Origin of the sequence: Photobacterium sp. J15 (assembly GCF_963870815.1) — a bacterium.
In the GTDB taxonomy this organism is placed as follows: domain Bacteria; phylum Pseudomonadota; class Gammaproteobacteria; order Enterobacterales; family Vibrionaceae; genus Photobacterium; species Photobacterium marinum.
Genome location: NZ_CAWMUI010000001.1, coordinates 2002070 through 2020711 on the forward strand (window position 1 = coordinate 2002070; position 18642 = coordinate 2020711).

The 18642-nt window shown below is 41.3% G+C and carries 20 protein-coding genes and 1 pseudogene; 6 read left to right on the forward strand and 15 right to left on the reverse strand.

What is annotated here, in order from left to right:
• Positions 1–12: 12 nt before the first annotated feature.
• The 3 genes from AACQ93_RS09260 to AACQ93_RS09270 all read right to left on the reverse strand — a co-directional run bounded on the left by AACQ93_RS09260 (position 13) and on the right by AACQ93_RS09270 (position 1310).
• Positions 13–537, reverse strand: a complete 525-nt coding sequence (locus AACQ93_RS09260) for a hypothetical protein (protein WP_157097540.1) — start codon at positions 535–537, stop codon at positions 13–15.
• Positions 538–773: 236 nt separating this feature from the next.
• On the reverse strand, positions 774–1115 hold the full coding sequence (locus tag AACQ93_RS09265; protein ID WP_198160116.1) for a hypothetical protein: 342 nt from the start codon (positions 1113–1115) through the stop codon (positions 774–776).
• Positions 1116–1166: 51 nt separating this feature from the next.
• Positions 1167–1310, reverse strand: coding sequence for a hypothetical protein (locus AACQ93_RS09270; RefSeq protein ID WP_157097541.1), 144 nt, complete (start codon positions 1308–1310; stop codon positions 1167–1169).
• Positions 1311–1926: 616 nt separating this feature from the next.
• On the opposite strand from AACQ93_RS09270, the gene AACQ93_RS09275 reads away from it, so the two are divergent.
• Entirely contained in the window at positions 1927–2400 is a 474-nt protein-coding gene (locus AACQ93_RS09275; RefSeq protein ID WP_064604361.1) for an Hsp20 family protein, read from the forward strand.
• A gap of 469 nt (positions 2401–2869) precedes the next feature.
• Here AACQ93_RS09275 and groL read toward each other — a convergent pair whose 3' ends face one another.
• The 4 genes from groL to AACQ93_RS09295 all read right to left on the reverse strand — a co-directional run bounded on the left by groL (position 2870) and on the right by AACQ93_RS09295 (position 6070).
• The gene (gene groL, locus AACQ93_RS09280) at positions 2870–4486 is read right to left on the reverse strand and encodes a chaperonin GroEL (protein ID WP_064604364.1); all 1617 of its coding nucleotides are present in this window, start codon (positions 4484–4486) and stop codon (positions 2870–2872) included.
• 34 nt (positions 4487–4520) lie between these two features.
• Positions 4521–4811 carry a co-chaperone GroES gene (locus AACQ93_RS09285; protein WP_064604367.1) on the reverse strand — a complete coding sequence of 97 codons (291 nt, stop codon included), beginning with the start codon at positions 4809–4811 and terminating at the stop codon, positions 4521–4523.
• Positions 4812–5246: 435 nt separating this feature from the next.
• On the reverse strand, positions 5247–5612 hold the full coding sequence (locus AACQ93_RS09290; RefSeq protein WP_064604370.1) for an Hsp20/alpha crystallin family protein: 366 nt from the start codon (positions 5610–5612) through the stop codon (positions 5247–5249).
• Positions 5613–5626: 14 nt separating this feature from the next.
• Entirely contained in the window at positions 5627–6070 is a 444-nt protein-coding gene (locus AACQ93_RS09295; protein WP_064604373.1) for an Hsp20/alpha crystallin family protein, read from the reverse strand.
• Between the two features lie 238 nt (positions 6071–6308).
• On the opposite strand from AACQ93_RS09295, the gene AACQ93_RS09300 reads away from it, so the two are divergent.
• A complete protein-coding gene (locus AACQ93_RS09300) occupies positions 6309–7481 on the forward strand; it encodes a cation:proton antiporter (protein WP_064604381.1) in 1173 nt (390 codons plus the stop codon).
• A gap of 347 nt (positions 7482–7828) precedes the next feature.
• On the opposite strand, the gene AACQ93_RS09305 is transcribed toward AACQ93_RS09300, so the two are convergent.
• Positions 7829–8047: a helix-turn-helix domain-containing protein gene (locus tag AACQ93_RS09305; protein WP_339367452.1), complete on the reverse strand. Its 219-nt coding sequence runs from the start codon at positions 8045–8047 to the stop codon at positions 7829–7831.
• Positions 8048–8323: 276 nt separating this feature from the next.
• On the opposite strand from AACQ93_RS09305, the gene AACQ93_RS09310 reads away from it, so the two are divergent.
• The 3 genes from AACQ93_RS09310 to AACQ93_RS09320 all read left to right on the forward strand — a co-directional run bounded on the left by AACQ93_RS09310 (position 8324) and on the right by AACQ93_RS09320 (position 11387).
• On the forward strand, positions 8324–8623 hold the full coding sequence (locus AACQ93_RS09310; RefSeq protein WP_064604384.1) for a hypothetical protein: 300 nt from the start codon (positions 8324–8326) through the stop codon (positions 8621–8623).
• Between the two features lie 404 nt (positions 8624–9027).
• Positions 9028–9594, forward strand: coding sequence for a hypothetical protein (locus AACQ93_RS09315; RefSeq protein ID WP_064604398.1), 567 nt, complete (start codon positions 9028–9030; stop codon positions 9592–9594).
• A complete protein-coding gene (locus tag AACQ93_RS09320; protein ID WP_064604401.1) occupies positions 9594–11387 on the forward strand; it encodes a relaxase/mobilization nuclease domain-containing protein in 1794 nt (597 codons plus the stop codon). The genes AACQ93_RS09315 and AACQ93_RS09320 overlap by 1 nt, the downstream gene beginning before the upstream one ends.
• A gap of 224 nt (positions 11388–11611) precedes the next feature.
• Here AACQ93_RS09320 and AACQ93_RS09325 read toward each other — a convergent pair whose 3' ends face one another.
• The 4 genes from AACQ93_RS09325 to AACQ93_RS09340 all read right to left on the reverse strand — a co-directional run bounded on the left by AACQ93_RS09325 (position 11612) and on the right by AACQ93_RS09340 (position 15340).
• On the reverse strand, positions 11612–12079 hold the full coding sequence (locus tag AACQ93_RS09325; protein WP_232323301.1) for a signal peptidase II: 468 nt from the start codon (positions 12077–12079) through the stop codon (positions 11612–11614).
• A gap of 254 nt (positions 12080–12333) precedes the next feature.
• The gene (rhtB, locus tag AACQ93_RS09330) at positions 12334–12951 is read right to left on the reverse strand and encodes a homoserine/homoserine lactone efflux protein (protein ID WP_064604402.1); all 618 of its coding nucleotides are present in this window, start codon (positions 12949–12951) and stop codon (positions 12334–12336) included.
• A gap of 336 nt (positions 12952–13287) precedes the next feature.
• Entirely contained in the window at positions 13288–13440 is a 153-nt protein-coding gene (locus AACQ93_RS09335; protein ID WP_157097542.1) for a hypothetical protein, read from the reverse strand.
• 298 nt (positions 13441–13738) lie between these two features.
• On the reverse strand, positions 13739–15340 hold the full coding sequence (locus AACQ93_RS09340; protein WP_064604405.1) for a recombinase family protein: 1602 nt from the start codon (positions 15338–15340) through the stop codon (positions 13739–13741).
• 60 nt (positions 15341–15400) lie between these two features.
• Here AACQ93_RS09340 and AACQ93_RS09345 point away from each other — a divergent pair.
• A pseudogene (locus tag AACQ93_RS09345) lies at positions 15401–15664 on the forward strand (carboxypeptidase M32); the annotation flags it as partial.
• Positions 15665–15970: 306 nt separating this feature from the next.
• On the opposite strand, the gene AACQ93_RS09350 reads toward AACQ93_RS09345, so the two are convergent.
• The 3 genes from AACQ93_RS09350 to AACQ93_RS09360 all read right to left on the reverse strand — a co-directional run bounded on the left by AACQ93_RS09350 (position 15971) and on the right by AACQ93_RS09360 (position 18511).
• Positions 15971–16294 carry a hypothetical protein gene (locus AACQ93_RS09350; protein WP_064604411.1) on the reverse strand — a complete coding sequence of 108 codons (324 nt, stop codon included), beginning with the start codon at positions 16292–16294 and terminating at the stop codon, positions 15971–15973.
• A 166-nt stretch (positions 16295–16460) separates the two neighbouring features.
• Complete coding sequence (locus AACQ93_RS09355; protein WP_232323302.1) at positions 16461–17135, reverse strand: ADP-ribosylglycohydrolase family protein; 675 nt, start codon at positions 17133–17135, stop codon at positions 16461–16463.
• On the reverse strand, positions 17132–18511 hold the full coding sequence (locus AACQ93_RS09360) for an IS4 family transposase (RefSeq protein ID WP_064604416.1): 1380 nt from the start codon (positions 18509–18511) through the stop codon (positions 17132–17134). Before AACQ93_RS09360 ends, AACQ93_RS09355 begins: the two co-directional genes overlap by 4 nt.
• Positions 18512–18642: the final 131 nt, after the last annotated feature.

The window sequence follows — 18642 nt, forward strand, 5'->3', positions numbered from 1 at the left end:
ACTAACGTAGTTTTATTCTGGAGTATGATTTTTCATATCAGAAGAACTAGGATCACCCCGCATAATTATACCCACCTCTTCTTTTTTTTCGATGTCGATACTTAACTTCTGGTAAAACCCTAATGCAACAACTGAAATTGAAGAAACAAAAATAAGAACAGCTGGGTATATTAAAAGTCGCAAATCTTCTGTTCCAGCTTTAAATATGTATACCAGTCCCTCAATGCTTACAGCTATTGAAATAATTACCATAATTTTAGTAATTGTTCTTCGGGCCTCTTTGGGGTCACGAAGCTCTTTGTCATGAAACACATCCTCTTCAATCATATATCGAGCAACATCGACGATCGCAGCCGCAATGATAGTTGCACCAATAGATTGAAGTATCAAAGGGATAAACTCCTCTTTATTTTCCGCGAAAAGGTTAATCATTATTTCGTACACTGACCATACCATTGTGATCAGAGCAATCAAAATAAGTATTACCGCTGCAATAAAGTGAATTACCGTCAGTAGTTTTGAAAATACACTCTCCATGGGAACCTTAAACTTATCATTCATTATGAGAAAAAATGAAACGAAACTTCATTAACACCTAAATATAAATCAACTCAAAACATTAGTTAGTATAGTGCAACGTTTACTATCTAACCATTTAGATGTGTTAGAAGTAGCAATATTGTCACCTAACAAGTGTCTTAGCTATTAATTGATGTTCACATCAGATACTAATCTCACTATTCTTTATAGTTAGAGGTTAGACTAATGAACATTTATAAGACACCTCTTGGCTCACCATATAGCTTATTTTCCCATTGATAATGGTCCGATATAAGAGTCAAATCATCATCACGCTTAGAGAAATCATTCGCGCTCTCAAATAAATCGACCAAACGCAAAGCAGTGTTGGCATATTCCTTTCCTAGACCAGCACGTCTTACCATAAACACGAAATAAGTTGATACTTCCGGAGGAAGACCTTCAGCACACAACCCTTCAACCATATAGTCCCAGTTATTCCCATGAGTTACTGCTGTTTTAATATACCGCTTAAGCTTGGATGACAATTTCATAAAATCCTCTAATCTATAAAAAGCCATAAAAATCAACATCATCCTCCAACAATTAATTACAAAAAACATAGAACTTTAAAATGAAGATGCTTATTAAGGAATGTTAAATCTCGCCCACAAAATTCTGATAAACAACTTTAAATCTTCAGAGGCCAGATCAGTTAACTCAGCTGTACAATATAATTGTTCATTATCACCCGCAATGAGAACCCACTCTTCATCTTTAATTTTATCCATTCTATTACCTAGTAACCCCCCAATGAATCAGCTGAATTTGTAATATGTACAATCGCGCCATACTGACCATAGTCAGCGTCTTACACATACTCGTGCTTAACCTCTACAGAAAAATCATTATTATCAAACAAACGAGTAAAGCCTTCGGGGCTTGTACTCGTTTCACAAAATACCAGAACATTACTTAAATGTTCTTTTTTGCATTTTTTCAAACTCATCAAAAATCCCTCCAAATATTATGGACTTCATATCGCAAAGTTGCCTTTTAAATCCCAAGTTGCTTACTTTATATTTTTTAAAATTCAGACAACCTCAACACGCTAAATATTTTCTTATAATCACCGCCATTATATCAATTCGATATTCTCACAAGACAGAATTTAATTATGATAGTAGCCCACACCTATTGACTTAATTAAAATCACAACTCTGGGTAAAAATCAACTATCAAAATCAATTATCTCCTTTTATTATATATGACAGCATATTAAATCACTTTTTTTAAACAAGACCTTGAAAGCCACTCTGGTTGTTATATATATAACATGGAATAAAGTCTTACCCAGATTTATTCCTGACTATATTGACTATTAATATTGCTCATTAGGAGGATATTATGAACTCAATTGACCTAAGCCCTCTATATCGAAACAGTATTGGCTTTGACCGTTTTGCATCCTTGCTAGACAGTGCATTGTCTAGTGATACTTCTGCAACCGGTTATCCACCTTACAATATCGAAGTGCTAGATGATAATCGTTATGCTATCACTTTGGCTGTAGCAGGTTTTAAACAGAATGAATTGGATATAAAAGTGGAGAAAAACTTACTGACAGTCCGCGGTAGTAACCCCCCCGGTACAGAGCGTAAGTATCTCTATCACGGTATTGCTGACCGCGCATTTGAGCGTAAGTTTAATTTAGCTGATTATATCGAGGTGACTGACGCTGAATTGGTTAACGGATTACTAACCATAAGCTTGGTTAAAGAGGTCCCTGATGTAATGAAACCAAAAACCATTACCATGAATCGAACCAATCGCGTATTGGAACACAACGGTGATGAAAATGCGGTTGAGAACAACGTTTAAAATAACTGACCTGGAGAGGGCTGCAGACAACTGCAGCCTTATTCACTGCCTTTTGAGCTTATTATACCTTACATATAATAATCCCCTATTATGGAACCGCCCATGAAGTGAACAGGAAAATATCCATTTAACTTTAAAAAAGAAAGAGGCGGTTAAGCCGATCTTGAAGCTATGAATATATCTAAGGATTAAATAATAAAACAATAGGTAATCCATTTGTTCTCGGCCAAACTGTAGCGACCAGCATTGTTAGTGCTTTGAAGCGTAACAGGTTAAATTGAAAGCTTAGGTATATGTTTATTGCCGCCTAAAACACAAAATGTATGGTCATTGTTCTTTACAAAAGACGTGACAATGATCCATTTTTCTATCATTACTCAATACCAAGAAAGTTTAAATATTTTGTTCTCACTGAAACAAAAAAGGTGGCAGATTAACCGCCACCTTTATCTTTGTATATTAGAATTGATTACATCATTGGAGGCATATCTGGTGCTGCACTTTTTTCTTGGCGAGCTTCTGTCACCATTGCTTCTGTGGTGATCATCAACCCCGCTACCGATGCCGCAAACTGAAGTGCTGAACGAGTTACTTTAGTCGGATCCAAAATTCCCATTTTTAGCATATCGCCATATTCACCCGTCGCTGCATTATAACCGAAATTGACATCACCATCTTTGACTGCATTTGCCACCACAGAAGCTTCTGCACCAGCATTACCAGCAATTTGCCGAATTGGTTCTTCCATTGCACGTAACGCAACACGGATACCCATATTCTGGTCATCATTATCACCTTTCAAATCACTAATTCGATCGGCTGCGCGCAGCAAAGCAACACCACCACCGGCAACAATCCCTTCTTCTACTGCAGCACGGGTTGCATGGAAGGCATCATCAACACGATCTTTCTTCTCTTTCATCTCAACTTCAGTCGCAGCACCAACCTTGATTACCGCAACACCACCAGACAACTTGGCAATTCGTTCCTGGATTTTGCTACGTGTGTAATCTGAAGATTCTTCATCCGCTTGTTGTTTAAGGAAAGAAACACGCTCAGCAATTGCAGCTTCATCGTTGCTACCATCAATAATGGTCGTCGCATCTTTACTGATTTTTACACGCTTCGCCTGACCCAAATCTTCAAGCGACACTTTTTCCAAATCCATGCCAATCTCTTCAGAAACCACAGTACCAGCAGTCAGTACTGCAATATCTTCTAGCATAGCCTTACGAGTATCGCCAAAGCCTGGTGCCTTAACCGCTGCTGCTTTGACAATACCGCGCATATTATTAATTACCAGTGTTGCCAATGCTTCTCCGTCCACGTCTTCAGCGATAATCAGTAATGGGCGAGAAACTTTTGCTACCGCCTCGAGAACTGGTAGTAATTCACGAATATTACTGAGTTTCTTATCAACCAACAGAAGGTAAGGATTTTCTAGCTCAACTAAGCCGGATTCCTGATTATTAATAAAGTATGGAGAAAGATAACCGCGATCGAATTGCATACCTTCTACAACGGCAAGTTCGTTGGCTAAGCCTTGCCCTTCCTCAACAGTAATCACTCCATCTCGACCGACTCTTTCCATTGCCTCCGCAATAATCTCACCTATTGCGACATCATTATTGGCGGAAATAGCTGCAACCTGAGCAATCGATTTTGGATCTTCACAGGTTGAAGAGACGGCTTTTAGCTCCATCACTGCTGCTGCAACAGCTTTATCAATACCTCGTTTCAGATCCATCGGATTCATTCCCGAGGCAACCGCTTTCAAGCCCTCATTTACCAAAGATTGAGCTATAACTGTCGCAGTTGTTGTTCCATCCCCCGCGGCATCATTCGCTTTCGAGGCTACTTGCTTAAGCATTTGTGCGCCCATATTCTGGAATTTGTCATCCAGCTCAATCTCTTTGGCTACAGAAACACCATCTTTTGTAATTGATGGCGATCCAAAGGATTTATCCAGGACCACGTTACGCCCTTTTGGTCCTAGGGTTACCTTCACTGCATTAGCCAGTACATTGACCCCCTCCAGCATCTTGCTGCGAGCATCATTTCCAAATAAAACGTCTTTAGCTGCCATGATTTAATCCTCTTTAAACAAAAATCAAAACAAGTTACTCAGTGATAGCCAATACATCTGACTCCGAAAGGATCAGGTACTCCCTGCCATCAATTTTCTCTGTTTTCACACCATAACCATCATTAAAAATCACGATGTCTCCGGTCTTGACATCAAGAGGGATTAACTCACCGTTTGCCGAATATCGGCCCTTACCAACCGCAACTACCTTTCCGCGATTAGATTGCTTTGCCGACTTGCTGGTTAGCACGATGCCACCCTCAGACTTGTTCTCGACTTCTTGCCGCTCAATAATCAACTTGTCGTGTAAAGGACGAATGTTCATTCGGAATGCCTCCTACTAAAATAACCAATTAACATAAAAGACAATAATGAGGACTATCAATGTCTCTCAAAATCGAATGTATGGGCAATTTTTCCGGCTTCAAGGGGGGGAATAAAAATTTTTTATTCCTTCTCTTATGACAATGTTTCCTTATTCATAGCAAACAAACAGCAAGCAGGATAAATACGTTTGTTCGCCACCAGAGCAAATTTAATGGTATAAACAAGAATTCGCTATAATCCACTTATCAAAACAAGTTAAGCTCTATCATTTTTGATTAGTAATCATTAATAATGAACATCAATAAGAAAGGATATTTGTCAGAGTCACAGATTACGATGATAACCATGATCAACAGGTGGCATTGCACGTATTTTTATTAAGGCCACATAATGCAGCCTTAATAAAAATAAGCGAAGTGGTAAATAACGCATTTTAATCTGAAATTATTTCAATTTTCCTCGGTTTTACCTCTTCCCTTTTTGGAATATTCAGATACAAAACACCATTATTAAGATTGGCAGTAATTTTACTTGTATCTAGTTCTCGACTTAATGTGAATTCACGTCGGTACTCTGTATAACGAAATTCACTTTTAATATCAGAAAAATCATCACTCACTTCAGTGGATATAGTACCTGAAATAGTCAATTTGTTATCTGTCGCTTCAACTTTAAAGTTCTCTCTTTTAACGCCTGGCATATCAGCATGTAAGTAAATACCGTTATCATCCTCATTCACGTCCACCAAAGGTCTAACATAACGGTGTTGATTGACATCTTTTGATATTTCTTTGCTCATACCAACCACCTTAATCACTTAATTTCAATACTCTTTATTGAAGGAGCAACTTCGCTACGATTTATAGTCACAGTTAAGATACCGTCAGTATATCTTGCTTCAACTTTTTCAGGGTCTGCATAATCAGGAAGACTTATAGCTCGATGAAATTTCCCTGAAAATCTTTCTTTTGTGTGATATTTTTTACCAACTTCTTCCTGAAGCTCTCGTTGTCCTGATACAGATAACAATCCATGTCGAATAGTCAACTCGATATCCTTGGGATCCATACCCGGGGCAAGAATATAAACAACGACCTTATCTTTTGTGCTACCTAAATTAATCCATGGATAGCCTCGCCCAGCTGACGCTCGTATACTTGTAAATGGCCAGTCAAAAAAGTTATTTTCAAAATCTTCCTGCATTCGACGGAATTGATCAAAGAAGTTCTCATTAGAATCAAACAGTGAACGAAACATTACATCTCTCCTTTAGCCTAAGCGATACAACATAATGAATCTTACTCATTAAATGTAATCCTAATTACTCAAAAAACAAGAAAACCTAAGTCCTTGTTAAAAGGATAGTTATAATAACTATAAGAAACAAAGAACATAACCGTATAAATTCAGTGTAATCATTAAACACCCTCACTGACGAACCATTACTATCCTTAATGAGACAAACAGTCTGACACCGTGATAAGGGAATACGAAAATGTCAGTCGAAACCATGCCTGATCTATTGATTTTAGGATTAGTCTTCCTTACTGGATGGATCGCCCATGTCATAAGTTCAAGAGCTCATATTCCACGTGTAACAATTTTGCTCACTATTGGTGTTATATCCGGGCCTGCTGGGCTTGATTTGGTTCCAGAAGAATTCATTCAACACTTCTCCACCGTAACCCACTTAGCACTGGCTATGATAGGTTTCCTACTTGGTGAAAGCTTTGTTGGTCGTGATATTATGGCGGAAAGACGGCAGATACTTTTCATTTCTTTTGGAGCAGCCTTCATTCCAGCTCTTTTCGTTTTTTTTGTTGTGTTGTTGGTTTCTTCAAACCTCATATTAGCTCTAGTTCTAGCAGGCATCGCAACAGCAACAGACCCAGCAGCGACTGTTGACGTAATACGCGAATTTAAAGCTCAAGGGCCAGTCTCAAGGGTACTTAAAGGTGTGGTTGCTGTTGATGATGCATGGGGAATAATTATATTCAGCCTGCTATTAGTCGCAGCAACAGCTCTCTCCGGCAACGATACAAGTATTTCAGAAATCGTACATGGCTTCTGGGATGTATTTGGGGCCTTACTACTTGGGGGGCTAATTGGAATTCCAATGTCGGTTGTTATTGGACGACACCAATCAGGAGAGCCAAGCATCGTCGAAGCCATGGGATTTGTTTTTATCTGTGGAGGTTGTGCACTTTATTTTGATGTTTCATATTTACTGGCCTGTATGATGCTTGGGGCAACTGTCGCCCTAAAAGCAAAGCATGTAGAAAGACCGTTCCATGAAATTGAAACAGCAAGCGATCCGTTTCTTATTATTTTTTTTATCTTATCAGGGATGAGCCTTGAGCTATCTGCATCAGATTCCTTAAGCGTCATCGGTTGTGTGTATGTTGCAGCCCGAAGCATAGGTAAGATTATTGGAGCTAAAGTATTTGCACGATTAGCTAATTCATCATCACAAGTTAGTCAGTATTTAGGTGGATGCCTATTACCTCAGGCTGGTGTCGCTATAGGTATGGCTCTATTAGTTGGCGAAAAGCTACCCGAATTTAGCGATTCAGTATTGACCCTAGCCGTCTCTACAACAGTACTCTTCGAGTTATTCGGACCATTTATTACACGTTGGAATCTCTATCGAGCTGGCGAGATTCAATAGGGTTGTCAAAAAGATGACATTTATAAAAAAGCCGCCATCCCGGCGGCTCGATTCAAAGTAGCAAAGTCAGGAATGCTATATAACTACTATTGCTACATATAGAATCAAATCTCTATTTTTTAGAAGTATATCCAGATTAACTAATTTCATTAGGTCTAACGATCTAATTTATAAGAATATTCACATCTTGTTAGCTCTGGTTGAGAACACGTTCGCGATCCATAATTTGTTTCACTTTCAACTCGAGCAGTAATACGTGGTAATACCGCTGCCATATCTACCAAGGATGAAAGAGAGTATACGTATTGCCTCTTTGTTGAATTCAGAATGGATACCCTAAAAAATAATCATAAATTATCTTGGCTTTTGTTCTGACTGACCTCAAATAGCTCGCCTATTTCGACGTTCAGATACAGACACAAAGCTTCTATCACATCCAGCTCAACACGAGTCGCAGTTTCGTTGTAAAGCCTTGTAATCGTTCCCCTATTGATGGCGGTATCCCGCGCTACGTCCGCAATTTTTAAACGCTTTTCTCCCATTATTCTGGATAGGTGGCACTTCATCACTTGTCTTCCCTCACGTTGTTTTAATCTCCTGTAGATTATTTTTTCTTGCAGAAACACATTTCCCTGACTAAGTTTAATCTACAGGAGAGCATTTGGTGCTTTTGGAGATCAAAAAGCCTTATAGAGAATTTTACGATGAGATTTGATTGCCTGACAACGATAGAGATCTCAAAGCGAATACAGTCTCTGGTTGGTATTGAGCGTTTAATCGAGCTTTTGAAATTGTCAGGGCGATAATCAATTTACCAGGTTAATTCAAAAAGGGAGATGACCATGATGAACTACAATGCATTAACTATACACTGTGCCAGCTTTTGCCTGGATATGACTGCAACAGCACAATTTGACGACCTCACTGAAGAGGACATCGTTGAGTACCTCCCAGAGGTATATGAGCTAATCCGCAACAGACAAAGCGATGTGGGGTGTCATAGTTCTCGTGACTATGCCGATTGGTTGGCTAAAGCCATCATCCGCATTTTGGTGCTCTGCAATAAAGATAGAGGCTTGCGTAACTGCAACTGGATACTTCAAGAGCTTGCGTTGGTTGGTTCCGATGTGAATTGGCGATGACAAGTTAAGAGCGGTGCTTATTAACTAACACTGCACCTCTAAGACCCCAGCCATCAGTTGTATCTTATCCGTGAGATGAGCCTGTTCTTTGTTAGGGCTCATTTCAAATCTCCATTTATACAGTCGTCCTCTAAAACATAAATAGTTATCAGTTTTGCTCTGCTCTAAAGTAAAACCGGGTCTCAGGGCAGCGCCCTGATTATCCTCTTGTCCGGTCTGTACGGACAAGAGGGAACCTCGCTCCTCCGCCACAATTTTCGCCCCCCAGACCAATGTTTGACGCACATCTCACTTCTTTTCTTTTTATCCTTTAGCTACGGATCTGTGCGCTTTATCACTTTAGTAACTTTCACCAATTGTCTTACTGTATAAGTTAAGTTGACCAAAGCTAGGAATTAAAGCTGATGAAAAATCGGTTATTGAAAAGTGAAATCAAACAAATGGTGGACGTTATAGAAGACATTACCAAACTAAGTGATGACGAGATAACAAGACGCTTACGAAAAAATGAGCATCGACTGCCTCGCCCTTCTTCAGAGTTGATTGATATGATTTTCTCTAACAAAAAGACTGGTCGTGAAGAGTTTCGCTGTACCGTATATGACCAGCTTGCCATTAATTATCTAGCATTAGCATTTGAAGGCAACTGCAGTGAATTATTTCGCCAAGCAACACTGGAAAACAAAGGTGAATTTGATGTCCGACTTCACCGTGAAGCAGCGCTTAACCGACAAGAGATCAAGCGCATTTTTACAGAGTTGAATGCGATCGGAAGAAACCTAAACCAGGTAGCAAAACACTGCTCCACGATGCAAAGCATCAAGCAAACGGCAAATACGTTAGCTTTGTCGGCTCATATCCAAGCTACATACGCTCAACTTCTACACATCGGTATGCTGCTCGAGTCTTTAAATCCCGCCTACCAGACAAAATTTAAGTCATATGAAGATGATGTGGAAGTGGATTTCTAATGGCAGTGTTACGTTTATTTAAACACTCTGGTGACTCACATACGGGTGAAACGGCATCAGAACCTTTGCTGGACTATTTGGAATCCGACAGAGCCATCTCTAGAGATAAGTTGCTAATTGAAGACACAAACAAGCAAATCAAGAAACTTCCATTATTTGATGACCGAGGCACCCCCTACTTCGATAATCAATGTGAACGCGAATTTCAGGAAGAGGTAAAAGCGCCAAGAAGAAAGTTTAAACCATTAGTTCTAAACCCAGAATGTCGTTCAGCAATTAAGTACGCCATCGACACGAGTCCTCACAAACATAAGTATACCTCTGGCGTCCTCTCTTACAGTTTTCGAGAAACTGCTCTATTGGAAGCAAACCGTGCAATTGAAGATGAATTTAGAGAGCTCACAGAATCATTCGCATTTGTCGGAATAGATGAAAAAGATCGGCTGATCTATTGGGTAAGACATACAGACAAAGACCGCATTGAGAATCACTTTGTTATTCCTCGAATCTGCTTAACCACCGGGAGAGCATTCAATGCTTTCCCGCCCGGAGCAGAGATACAATTCAATGTGTTTCGTGATTATCTAAATTTAAAATACGATTTAGACGACCCATCTCAGCCAAAAGACAAGGATCGAGCTGAAGCTTTCACTCCGTTAATTACTAAGTTTTTCCACTTACTTACCTCCGGCACCAAGAATGTAGGAACAAAAAAACAAGCCTACGACTATCTCTATAAAAAAATCAAGGATCGCGAAATCACTTCACGTCGCGAGTTACTCTTACATATCTTTTCACCGACTTTCCATCAAGTGACTGGATTGAGATATATCAAAGGTGACCGAATATCTGCAGGCCTTTTGCCATCAGGGCAAAGAACAGGAGCTGGCTACATCACACTCCGAGATGACCAAAACAATCACATTAGGTTACGTGGATTTGCTTTTAGCGACCTTTTCACAAAAGAGCGGCTGCAGACTACGCGTGTCGATGACGGTCGAATTAACGACACTATTAAGCAACAAATGCTAAAACAATTTGAAACTGAAATGCGCTCTATTCTTCGACAAAGATATCTATCGAACCGCCAAGCCGCCTACGGTGAAAAAACGACGGTGAAAGCGTTAAAACAATATAAATCACCGCGTGACAAAACCGTATCCCATATGCCTGCTGTACCACCAATTAGAAAGCAAATCAGAGAATTACATCTGAGATACAACATCCACATTCCAGTAGATGTGCCTGAAATATCGGATCATATGGCCGACTTTCAAATTGAGCAGGCACTTGCCGCTAGACGCGCGGCTTTATCTGAAATCGAATCAAAAAAAGTCAGGGAAAAATTGACGCTAGATGAGTATCTTCAAATTTACCGATTTTTTCTTGAACAGTTGCAAGGAGCACATCGCTATGGTCACTATCCACGAAGAGATACAACAGACAGCACACGACACGGAAGTACGCTTAGCTACGATGGATCTAAAACTGAAACAGATAGAGAAGCAATTACACAAGGTTATCCAGCACCAGAAAAACCTCGAGAACTCGCTCGAAACATTAAAACAGAAACACAACTCACTAGAGATGTCCCTGATGAATCAGCCATCCAGCAACTTCTGCAACAGCGTAATGAACGAGTTGAAAACATCGGAGCTGAAACTGGAAAGCTATCAGCAGCAAGTCGAGCAATTGAACAAAATCATTCAGCCCTTAGGAGATATGTTGGTGCATTTGAACGATTCCTAGCAAAAAGAGTTAAACTCACCAAGCCTACAGGGCCTGGTGAGTAATGAGATCTATTTGAATACCTAGTATGTATCAATTACAAACCTCATCAATGTATCACGCCGAAAAATTTGAAAAACGGAACCGCATAGACTGAAAAACATTTTTTATCATTTTATGCGGTTCGGGATTGATGACAACTTAACTGCGTAGAATCTTCAACAACCATTAAACAGGTTACATTGGCTGTTCAATGGAGAACTCGTGGATGTAACTCTGCATTGCATCGTTACCTGAGCGGGTGACAGTAAGTATAAGTCGAACAGCTCTGATTCCTTCCTTTAATAATCTGGTTATCAAATGTCAGCTCGGTGCCTGTGATTATTTCATGATGGATGACGGTATCTGTATCCACATCAACCAAGTTGCTAAAACCACCGGAGAAAACCATTGATAATGCGATTAATGAAGATAGATTCTGTTTTGAACTGGTAAAGATGTAGACCAGCAGACCGATAAGAAAAGCACCTACCGCTATAACAAAAAAGCCAAACCGATACTCATCAGAAAGCGAATTACCCAGCCCCAAGAAAGCACCGATATTTTCTGTATACCCCACACGAAGTAAATCTGAAAAATGGCTAATCATTACATTTTTTGAAAGATGTTGAGAGGCTAATACCTTTGTGACTTGATCCATTCCAATACATGAAAGGCTGACCCAAAATACTACGTTCAATTTCTTACAAATATCCATTTAATCTCTGTATTCTTTTTTAAGCTTATAGCACGTTATAGATATGCGCAGCAGTGCATTTATCATGCATTCTACTCCGAGTAATTTGTAGTGCAAATGCTTGAAAAAGATAGAATTAAGCATTTCAATGGATTTCAGGCGCTTTATGCTTATTGCTTGAGTTCAGCAGGAACCAACCCCCTCCGGCTCCCCCTTGGTTGGCTATTGGCGACCTTTTGGCTGTGGAGTTTAAGGGGGATAGATTTGGTTCTGATTTATGCTTTTGCTGTGGCTAGCAATGCACCGCAGGTAATGAACATAGAACCAAAAATACGATTAAGTTTTCTTACAATCCGTGGAGATCGAATGAACTTTGACAATCGAGATGCTAATACCGCGTAGAGCAGCATTACAGTGGTATCAACCATAATCGTTGTTACCCCCATCAGGGTTATCTGTACTTTATGAGATCCTGCCGGGTCAAGAAATTGCGGTAATAAAGCTGCGAAGAAAATAACAGTTTTAGGGTTGGTCAAATTCACCACGATTGCGTTTCTGAACAACTTCCACTCTGATGTTTCTATCGGTTTAATCTCTGTCTCTGAGAATGTCTGTTCCTTACACTTCTGAATTCCCAGCCAAATCAGATAAACCACTCCAAGCCATTTTATAGTTGTGAATGCAACCGCCGACTGCGAAACAATCGCTCCTACTCCCATCCCGATTAGTACGATATAGAAAGCCAGGCCAATTTGCAGGCCAAGGATTGAGATCACCGACTTGCGAAGACCATAAACCATCCCGTTATTAATTGAATTCACTGTGCCTGAACCAGGAATAAAACTGTAAATCACTGTCGCACTGAAATATGCCAGCCAAATTTCAATACTCATCATCCATCCCTAAATTAAAATGACTAAAACATAAAAATTGTCACAGGTTCACTGCAGGAGTTAACGAACTAAAAGCGATGCGCTGAACCAAATGACGCCGAAAGATAGCGGAAAGCCAACAGCACGATAGTGATATTGATCAAGATTCACATTATTTATCATACAAATCTCAGCTAGTAAGAGTGAATTCCTCTGTTTAATCAGCCTTTAGGTGTCCGTTATTATTTTGTGGATTTGGAGGGTGTCGTATTCTGACACGCCTAGCCATGGACTTGCGGGGATGGTGGCGAGGTGTGGGGGCATGTCGTCTTGCCCGCCGTAGTGGTGGATGGCGCCTTATTCGAGTGGAGTGCCGAAGGTGAGGCCATTTTCATCCTGACTATAGGTTAGGCTTTGGCGCAGGTGATCGTTGAGTACCTGAATCAGATTACTGTTAACGGGTTTGCTTTTACGGTATTCAGGGCTTAGTGGCTGCCACACTATGCCCATTGGCGATTGCTGCTGCCGCCCGCGGGTGTAGTAGACCAACGTTTGAGAGTGAAAGTGTCCATGGTCCATCCCTGTAAAAGGCGTGTTTACAGAGATAGTATTTGAGGTACTTTGTTTATAAGTGCAGAAAAAAGGACTTTTAGATAGCTTGGCCACATTTGACTTTAAAAGTGAATTATAATGTGGACTTAAAAGGCTTATTCGGCACTAATCTAATCCACTACTTTAAATATGTTTTTCTAACATACTTAAGCTACTGCTATTCTACTTACAGCTCTTCTTTAAGCTTTGCTAATGGCTACAGTTCCCTAGCTCTTTGCTTTGTTTTATGAAAAATAACCGTCTTATAGCTCTCCGACTTCTGATCATAATTGAGAGATAAGTGACTTCCGCTATAGAAGTAAGCTGACAAGGAATTCGTTTCGAAGTTGATTATCAACCGCTCTACGGTTTGCAATAGCATTTGCTTCAGGAGCTTTCGCTCTTCGTTATTCCTGATATCAACCGCTTTTTTTCCTAGCAACTCAAGCTTGTTAAACTCTTCCATGGACATCGTGTTCGTTTTGATTGCACTAGCTTGCTTTTCTAATTTGTGCTTTTCTTCTTCAGCTTCCATTAACGCGCCTTGCAAACGCTTTTTAGTATCCACTTGTTTCACAGTGATTAATGTATCGATGATGTTGGCAATTCTCTCATCCGCTTCACTGATTTTTGCTCTCAGTATCTCAGCCTCTCTTTGTTTGTCTGCAGATGAGGTAAGAAACCGTCCGTCCAGCTGGTTACAGATACTCTTGATAAAAGCTTCTTCCATATGTCCTGCTTTGAAGCTTTTGCAGCAATCCATGCTCTCTTTGTGCTTCATGCAATGAAGACGAAGAACACTTTGCGTGTACTCCCCTTTTCTGTTGACCTGTTTTTGTAGCTGAGAACCCACGGCATGACCACAACGGCTACATATAGAGCGCCCTTTTCCATAGGCGGAAAGCAAGTATGTCACTTCACCATAGCTTTCACGGCTCGTAGCTTTCTTTTTCTTCCTTTCCTGGATAAGGATATAGTCATCTTTAGATATCAATGCGGGATAGTAGTTTTCGAGGTCGTACTCTTCATCAAGATTGCGTCCGTCTTTGAGATATCTAAGTTTGAAGTGTTTAACACCGTACAAAGCCTTGTTGTCGAGTACAGTCCGAATCGTCGAAATGCCCCATCGATTGTTGCCTTTTTGCGGTGAAGGAATGTCCATATCTGCAAGCTCACGCGAGATGGTATTCAGCCCTTTATAGTCAAGGTACAGTTCTACAATACGCTTCGCTATTTCTGCCCTTTCGTTTAGCTCAAAGCCCTTTTTCGTCCGGCTTATCCAAAACGGTGTGGTACCGGCAACGTCACCTTTCCCTTCCTGCTCAAACTTACGAATTTGCTGCTTTACATAAGCAACAGATCGTTTTTGTTTGGTCAGAGATTCGTCATGCGCCCGAATCATTACAGCGATAGATAAGAAGAGTTTTGTTGGATCTTTAGCAATGGTTGACGTGTTGTAGACTTGGCCATCATTGGCAGTTATGACGGTGATACCCTTGTTAATCAGTACGTTGAACTGGTTAAGTGCTTCGAGTGGCATCTCCCTGCTTAGCCTGTCGAGGGACTCTACGATTAGAATGGAACCTTCATCAACCAACCCTTCATCGACAGCACGAATGAATATACCCAGAGCACCTCGAGATACATGCTCAGCATGGAAGGCAGAAAGTCCCTCATCGGTCATCACGAGGTCTTCATTGAGTCTCAGAGCATGCTCTTCTGCGACCTGTTTGGCGTAGTCACTTTGCCGCTCAATAGAACCGCCGTGCTTCTGTTGATGGCTGGAAAAACGACGATAGGAATAAACTTGCGCTGCCAATGTCTACCTCCAAAAGTCAGATTTTTAAATACTTTACCTGTAGTAGACATTTTATACTAGACCGATGGAAGTTTCGGGTATTTTCCGTCTTATACATTAGGAGCCATGTACGCAGCGCAGTTTATGGCAGCAATGCGCCGGGAAATGAATGTCGAAAACCTGATCCACGCCCGCAACCTGTCACCGATTTTCAATTGGTTAGACCGACACATCTGGAAAAAAGCATCAACAGTTTCAGCAGATCAACTGCTTATTGATGCGACTGGTGAAAAGTTGAACCCAGAGTACTTCAAACAGCACCTTATCAATCGATATCTGAAGTAAACACAACGCAAGGCCGATTAGTTTCGGCCTTGCTTCCTCCTCCGTTTTTCAGCCTGTCTTGAATAATTTCAACCACTTATTTAGCATTAACATGCTGACTTATCTATCATGTCGGCCGGGACTAGCACTGAATTTCTCGAAGCTTTACATTACCCTTCCCTGACACACTTTTGGACATAAGTACTTTAGATCATATGCTCTAAAGCGTGAGCTTCGGATTAGGAAACGTAAGGTAAAGTCCAGACGTTTGAGAATAAATTACAACAGCCCCTGTATAACCTAATCCTACTGTGTCAGTACTGCTCATTACAACATGGACATCCACACCGACCAATCGGACCAATAGCGATGCAGCGTCTTAATCCATTGCACCCACTTGATATGTTCATCGCTGTTCTCACCAACATGCTCCAAGAACAGTTGGTGTTGTTTTATGTTCCCGGGTTTATTGTGGTAACGGCAGTAACTGCCGTCTTGCTTTTGTATACTCCAACCAATTGCATTGAATTCATGGTTACCCATTACACAATAAGCCACCCCCTGTTCAACGAGTGACTTAACATGGTCTAACGTAGAAATATGATCTGCGCCTTGAGCGTCCTTGTTATCAATCAAGTCTCCCAAAAACACCAATCGGCTTGATCGATAGCTACTGTTCTCAATATCGCTAATGTCGAAGCCAGCATCAGCTAATAACTGCTCAAGTTTGTTACTCTATCCATGAACATCACCAATAAAAAATAATGTATCTATCTGGCCATTCAATTTATTAATATCTTTCAATATTCATCTACCTCTAAACAGTATTGTTGGCGGATTTGTAAGACACGCTGGCACCATGCAAGGATATCCCCTTTTGCTCAAGCTCATCCAACAGCCCTTCGCAAAGCCGGTCACTTCTTATTACGACGGTGATATAACGCAAGCACGTCGTGTAATCGAACTGAGATATTGATAGGTTTGACTCACAAAGTTCGGTATCAAACAACATATGTTTATCTTTAGAATAGTCATACCTGAGGATCAGATTAGCGCGATAAAAGTCTTCATAAAGCTCTGACGAAAGCCCCAAACTTGATACTGGCGAAATATCCAAGGAATGGTGTTTGACCCGCTGTTCCACTTTTGCAAAAAAGCCGCTTAGCTGCGAGATTGGCGGTATTAATGCCAGCATTTCTGCTGTCTGTTCTATTTTGTCGCGCCAAGCCAGTTTCTCCAGCCAATGAGGCGGTAGCTGTTCAACCCCATAAAATGCGCCGGCTAACTGACCGTATATGGCTGCGGTTGTGTCGGCGTCGTCCCCAAGGTTTGCCGCAAGCAAAGCACCTTGCTCAAAGTTCTCGCTATTGGCAAAACACCATAATGCTGCTTCCAGCGAATCGACCACAAAGCCGGTTCCATGGATTTGTTCACGAGTCTTTGTCAAAAAGCTACCCGCGGCAATACCCGCCATATCCTGTCTCTTGATCACATCTCACCAGAGATAAAAGATTGGGCCATAAGGTATCCTTCTTGAATGGCTGCTAATTTATACCAGCCTCGCCACAGGGCGGCCCAACCAGGCCGTCCTGTTCGTTTGCTGTCATACCACCCGCCGAGCTTAGCTAGTGTTATTCGAGCCCACTTTAGGTCTGGGGCTGTCGATGGCAAGGGCTTATTTTCTTGTTTGACCCACAATAATTTCCAGCATATTCCGGGCAAGACAGACTCACAGCTACTGTTTTCTTGCTTTCGACTATCAGCTCTAAGTTGTAATAAGCGGATAGCTTTAAACGCTTGAATGACTGCGACCCTTTCCAGATTATCCTTTGACTGAAGTTGTAGTGCTTCAACGTCGGTTCCATCGCTTTTCCACGCCTTGTGGAACTCTTCAACCAACCTGCGCTGTTCGTAGTAACTGATTATCTCTTGGGCTTGCGCTGTCGTTGTCACAGGCTCTGAGGTCAGTAAGTGCCACTCCAGTTTCTCGTTGCTATCACTTTGCTCTTTACAACCAACGTAATACAGAGAAAGTGACTTACCACATTTATTAGCCGGAACCTTAATCGTAATTGGGGCAAAGCGTACATCTAATGTTGCTTTACGCGCTTTACGGCCACCTCGTTGAGCTATTTGGATAGTTCGCTGCCCTGCTGAGGATAGCTCCTTGGCATAGTCATGGAGCTTATAGCCACTCTCTTCAATACAGCGACTATAGGTCGAGCGCACAACAAAACGCTGCTGGCTGGTAAGCTTGTACTGCAAATATTCGTAGACGTCTGACTCCCTATCGCACACAGAGATGACCCGGGCTTGGAGCTTACCTAAACGTTCAGACATTGCGGTTGATGCCTGTTGCCACTTGAAGGTCTCTTTCTCTTCATACGGTCGCTTGACGCACTTATTCCCCCGGCCTCGCGTCGAAATATCCCTCGTCCACCGCTGTTGTTCGATTAGTCCCACAACCTTTTGCTCGCGTGGTGCAAACAGCAGAACCGAGTGAGCTAGCATCCCCCGAGTTCGATTTCCCGAGTTCACGTGACCCAGTTCATTAGAGAGGCTTTTATGCGTGTAGGTTAGAGCGGTGGAGTCTTCAAGGGCAAGTAATAAGTCATACGCTTCAGCCTCGTTAGTTGTTGCCGCAAAACCGGCTTCAGCTATCGCACTGGCTTCAACATCAGGGTTACGAATGAGGCGATAAGCCCCTTCAACAGAAGCAGGATTAGGGCAGGCTTGCACAATAGACGCTCCAACATGAGATGCCACATCACTGACTAATTGGACTAGTCGTTGTGTACGTCTAGAATCGCCAAGCTTGGCATACGAAAAGGTTTGTTGAGCCCATTCTAAAGTAGAATTCCCTATCATGATGATGACCTTTACTCATATTGTGTAAGATCGGATCGCAATAAAGAAAAAGAGTTCAAAAAAAGTCCCCCGCCATGAGGCGGGGGACTTGTGTATAAGAGACAGGCCAAAGCCGCCCCTAAAGCATCTAA

Excerpts from the sequence above, each read along its gene's own strand:
- AACQ93_RS09315 (WP_064604398.1), top strand. The coding sequence starts at position 9,028 with ATGAAAAATCGGTTATTGAAAAGTGAAATCAAACAAATGGTGGACGTT.
- AACQ93_RS09275 (WP_064604361.1), top strand. The coding sequence starts at position 1,927 with ATGAACTCAATTGACCTAAGCCCTCTATATCGAAACAGTATTGGCTTT.
- AACQ93_RS09295 (WP_064604373.1), bottom strand. The coding sequence starts at position 6,070 with ATGTTTCGTTCACTGTTTGATTCTAATGAGAACTTCTTTGATCAATTC.
- AACQ93_RS09265 (WP_198160116.1), bottom strand. The coding sequence starts at position 1,115 with ATGATGTTGATTTTTATGGCTTTTTATAGATTAGAGGATTTTATGAAA.
- AACQ93_RS09360 (WP_064604416.1), bottom strand. The coding sequence starts at position 18,511 with ATGATAGGGAATTCTACTTTAGAATGGGCTCAACAAACCTTTTCGTAT.
- AACQ93_RS09320 (WP_064604401.1), top strand. The coding sequence starts at position 9,594 with ATGGCAGTGTTACGTTTATTTAAACACTCTGGTGACTCACATACGGGT.
- AACQ93_RS09335 (WP_157097542.1), bottom strand. The coding sequence starts at position 13,440 with ATGGGCATAGTGTGGCAGCCACTAAGCCCTGAATACCGTAAAAGCAAA.
- AACQ93_RS09300 (WP_064604381.1), top strand. The coding sequence starts at position 6,309 with ATGTCAGTCGAAACCATGCCTGATCTATTGATTTTAGGATTAGTCTTC.
- AACQ93_RS09305 (WP_339367452.1), bottom strand. The coding sequence starts at position 8,047 with ATGAAGTGCCACCTATCCAGAATAATGGGAGAAAAGCGTTTAAAAATT.
- AACQ93_RS09325 (WP_232323301.1), bottom strand. The coding sequence starts at position 12,079 with ATGGATATTTGTAAGAAATTGAACGTAGTATTTTGGGTCAGCCTTTCA.
- rhtB (WP_064604402.1), bottom strand. The coding sequence starts at position 12,951 with ATGAGTATTGAAATTTGGCTGGCATATTTCAGTGCGACAGTGATTTAC.
- AACQ93_RS09260 (WP_157097540.1), bottom strand. The coding sequence starts at position 537 with ATGGAGAGTGTATTTTCAAAACTACTGACGGTAATTCACTTTATTGCA.
- AACQ93_RS09310 (WP_064604384.1), top strand. The coding sequence starts at position 8,324 with ATGATGAACTACAATGCATTAACTATACACTGTGCCAGCTTTTGCCTG.
- AACQ93_RS09270 (WP_157097541.1), bottom strand. The coding sequence starts at position 1,310 with ATGGATAAAATTAAAGATGAAGAGTGGGTTCTCATTGCGGGTGATAAT.
- AACQ93_RS09290 (WP_064604370.1), bottom strand. The coding sequence starts at position 5,612 with ATGAGCAAAGAAATATCAAAAGATGTCAATCAACACCGTTATGTTAGA.
- AACQ93_RS09285 (WP_064604367.1), bottom strand. The coding sequence starts at position 4,811 with ATGAACATTCGTCCTTTACACGACAAGTTGATTATTGAGCGGCAAGAA.
- groL (WP_064604364.1), bottom strand. The coding sequence starts at position 4,486 with ATGGCAGCTAAAGACGTTTTATTTGGAAATGATGCTCGCAGCAAGATG.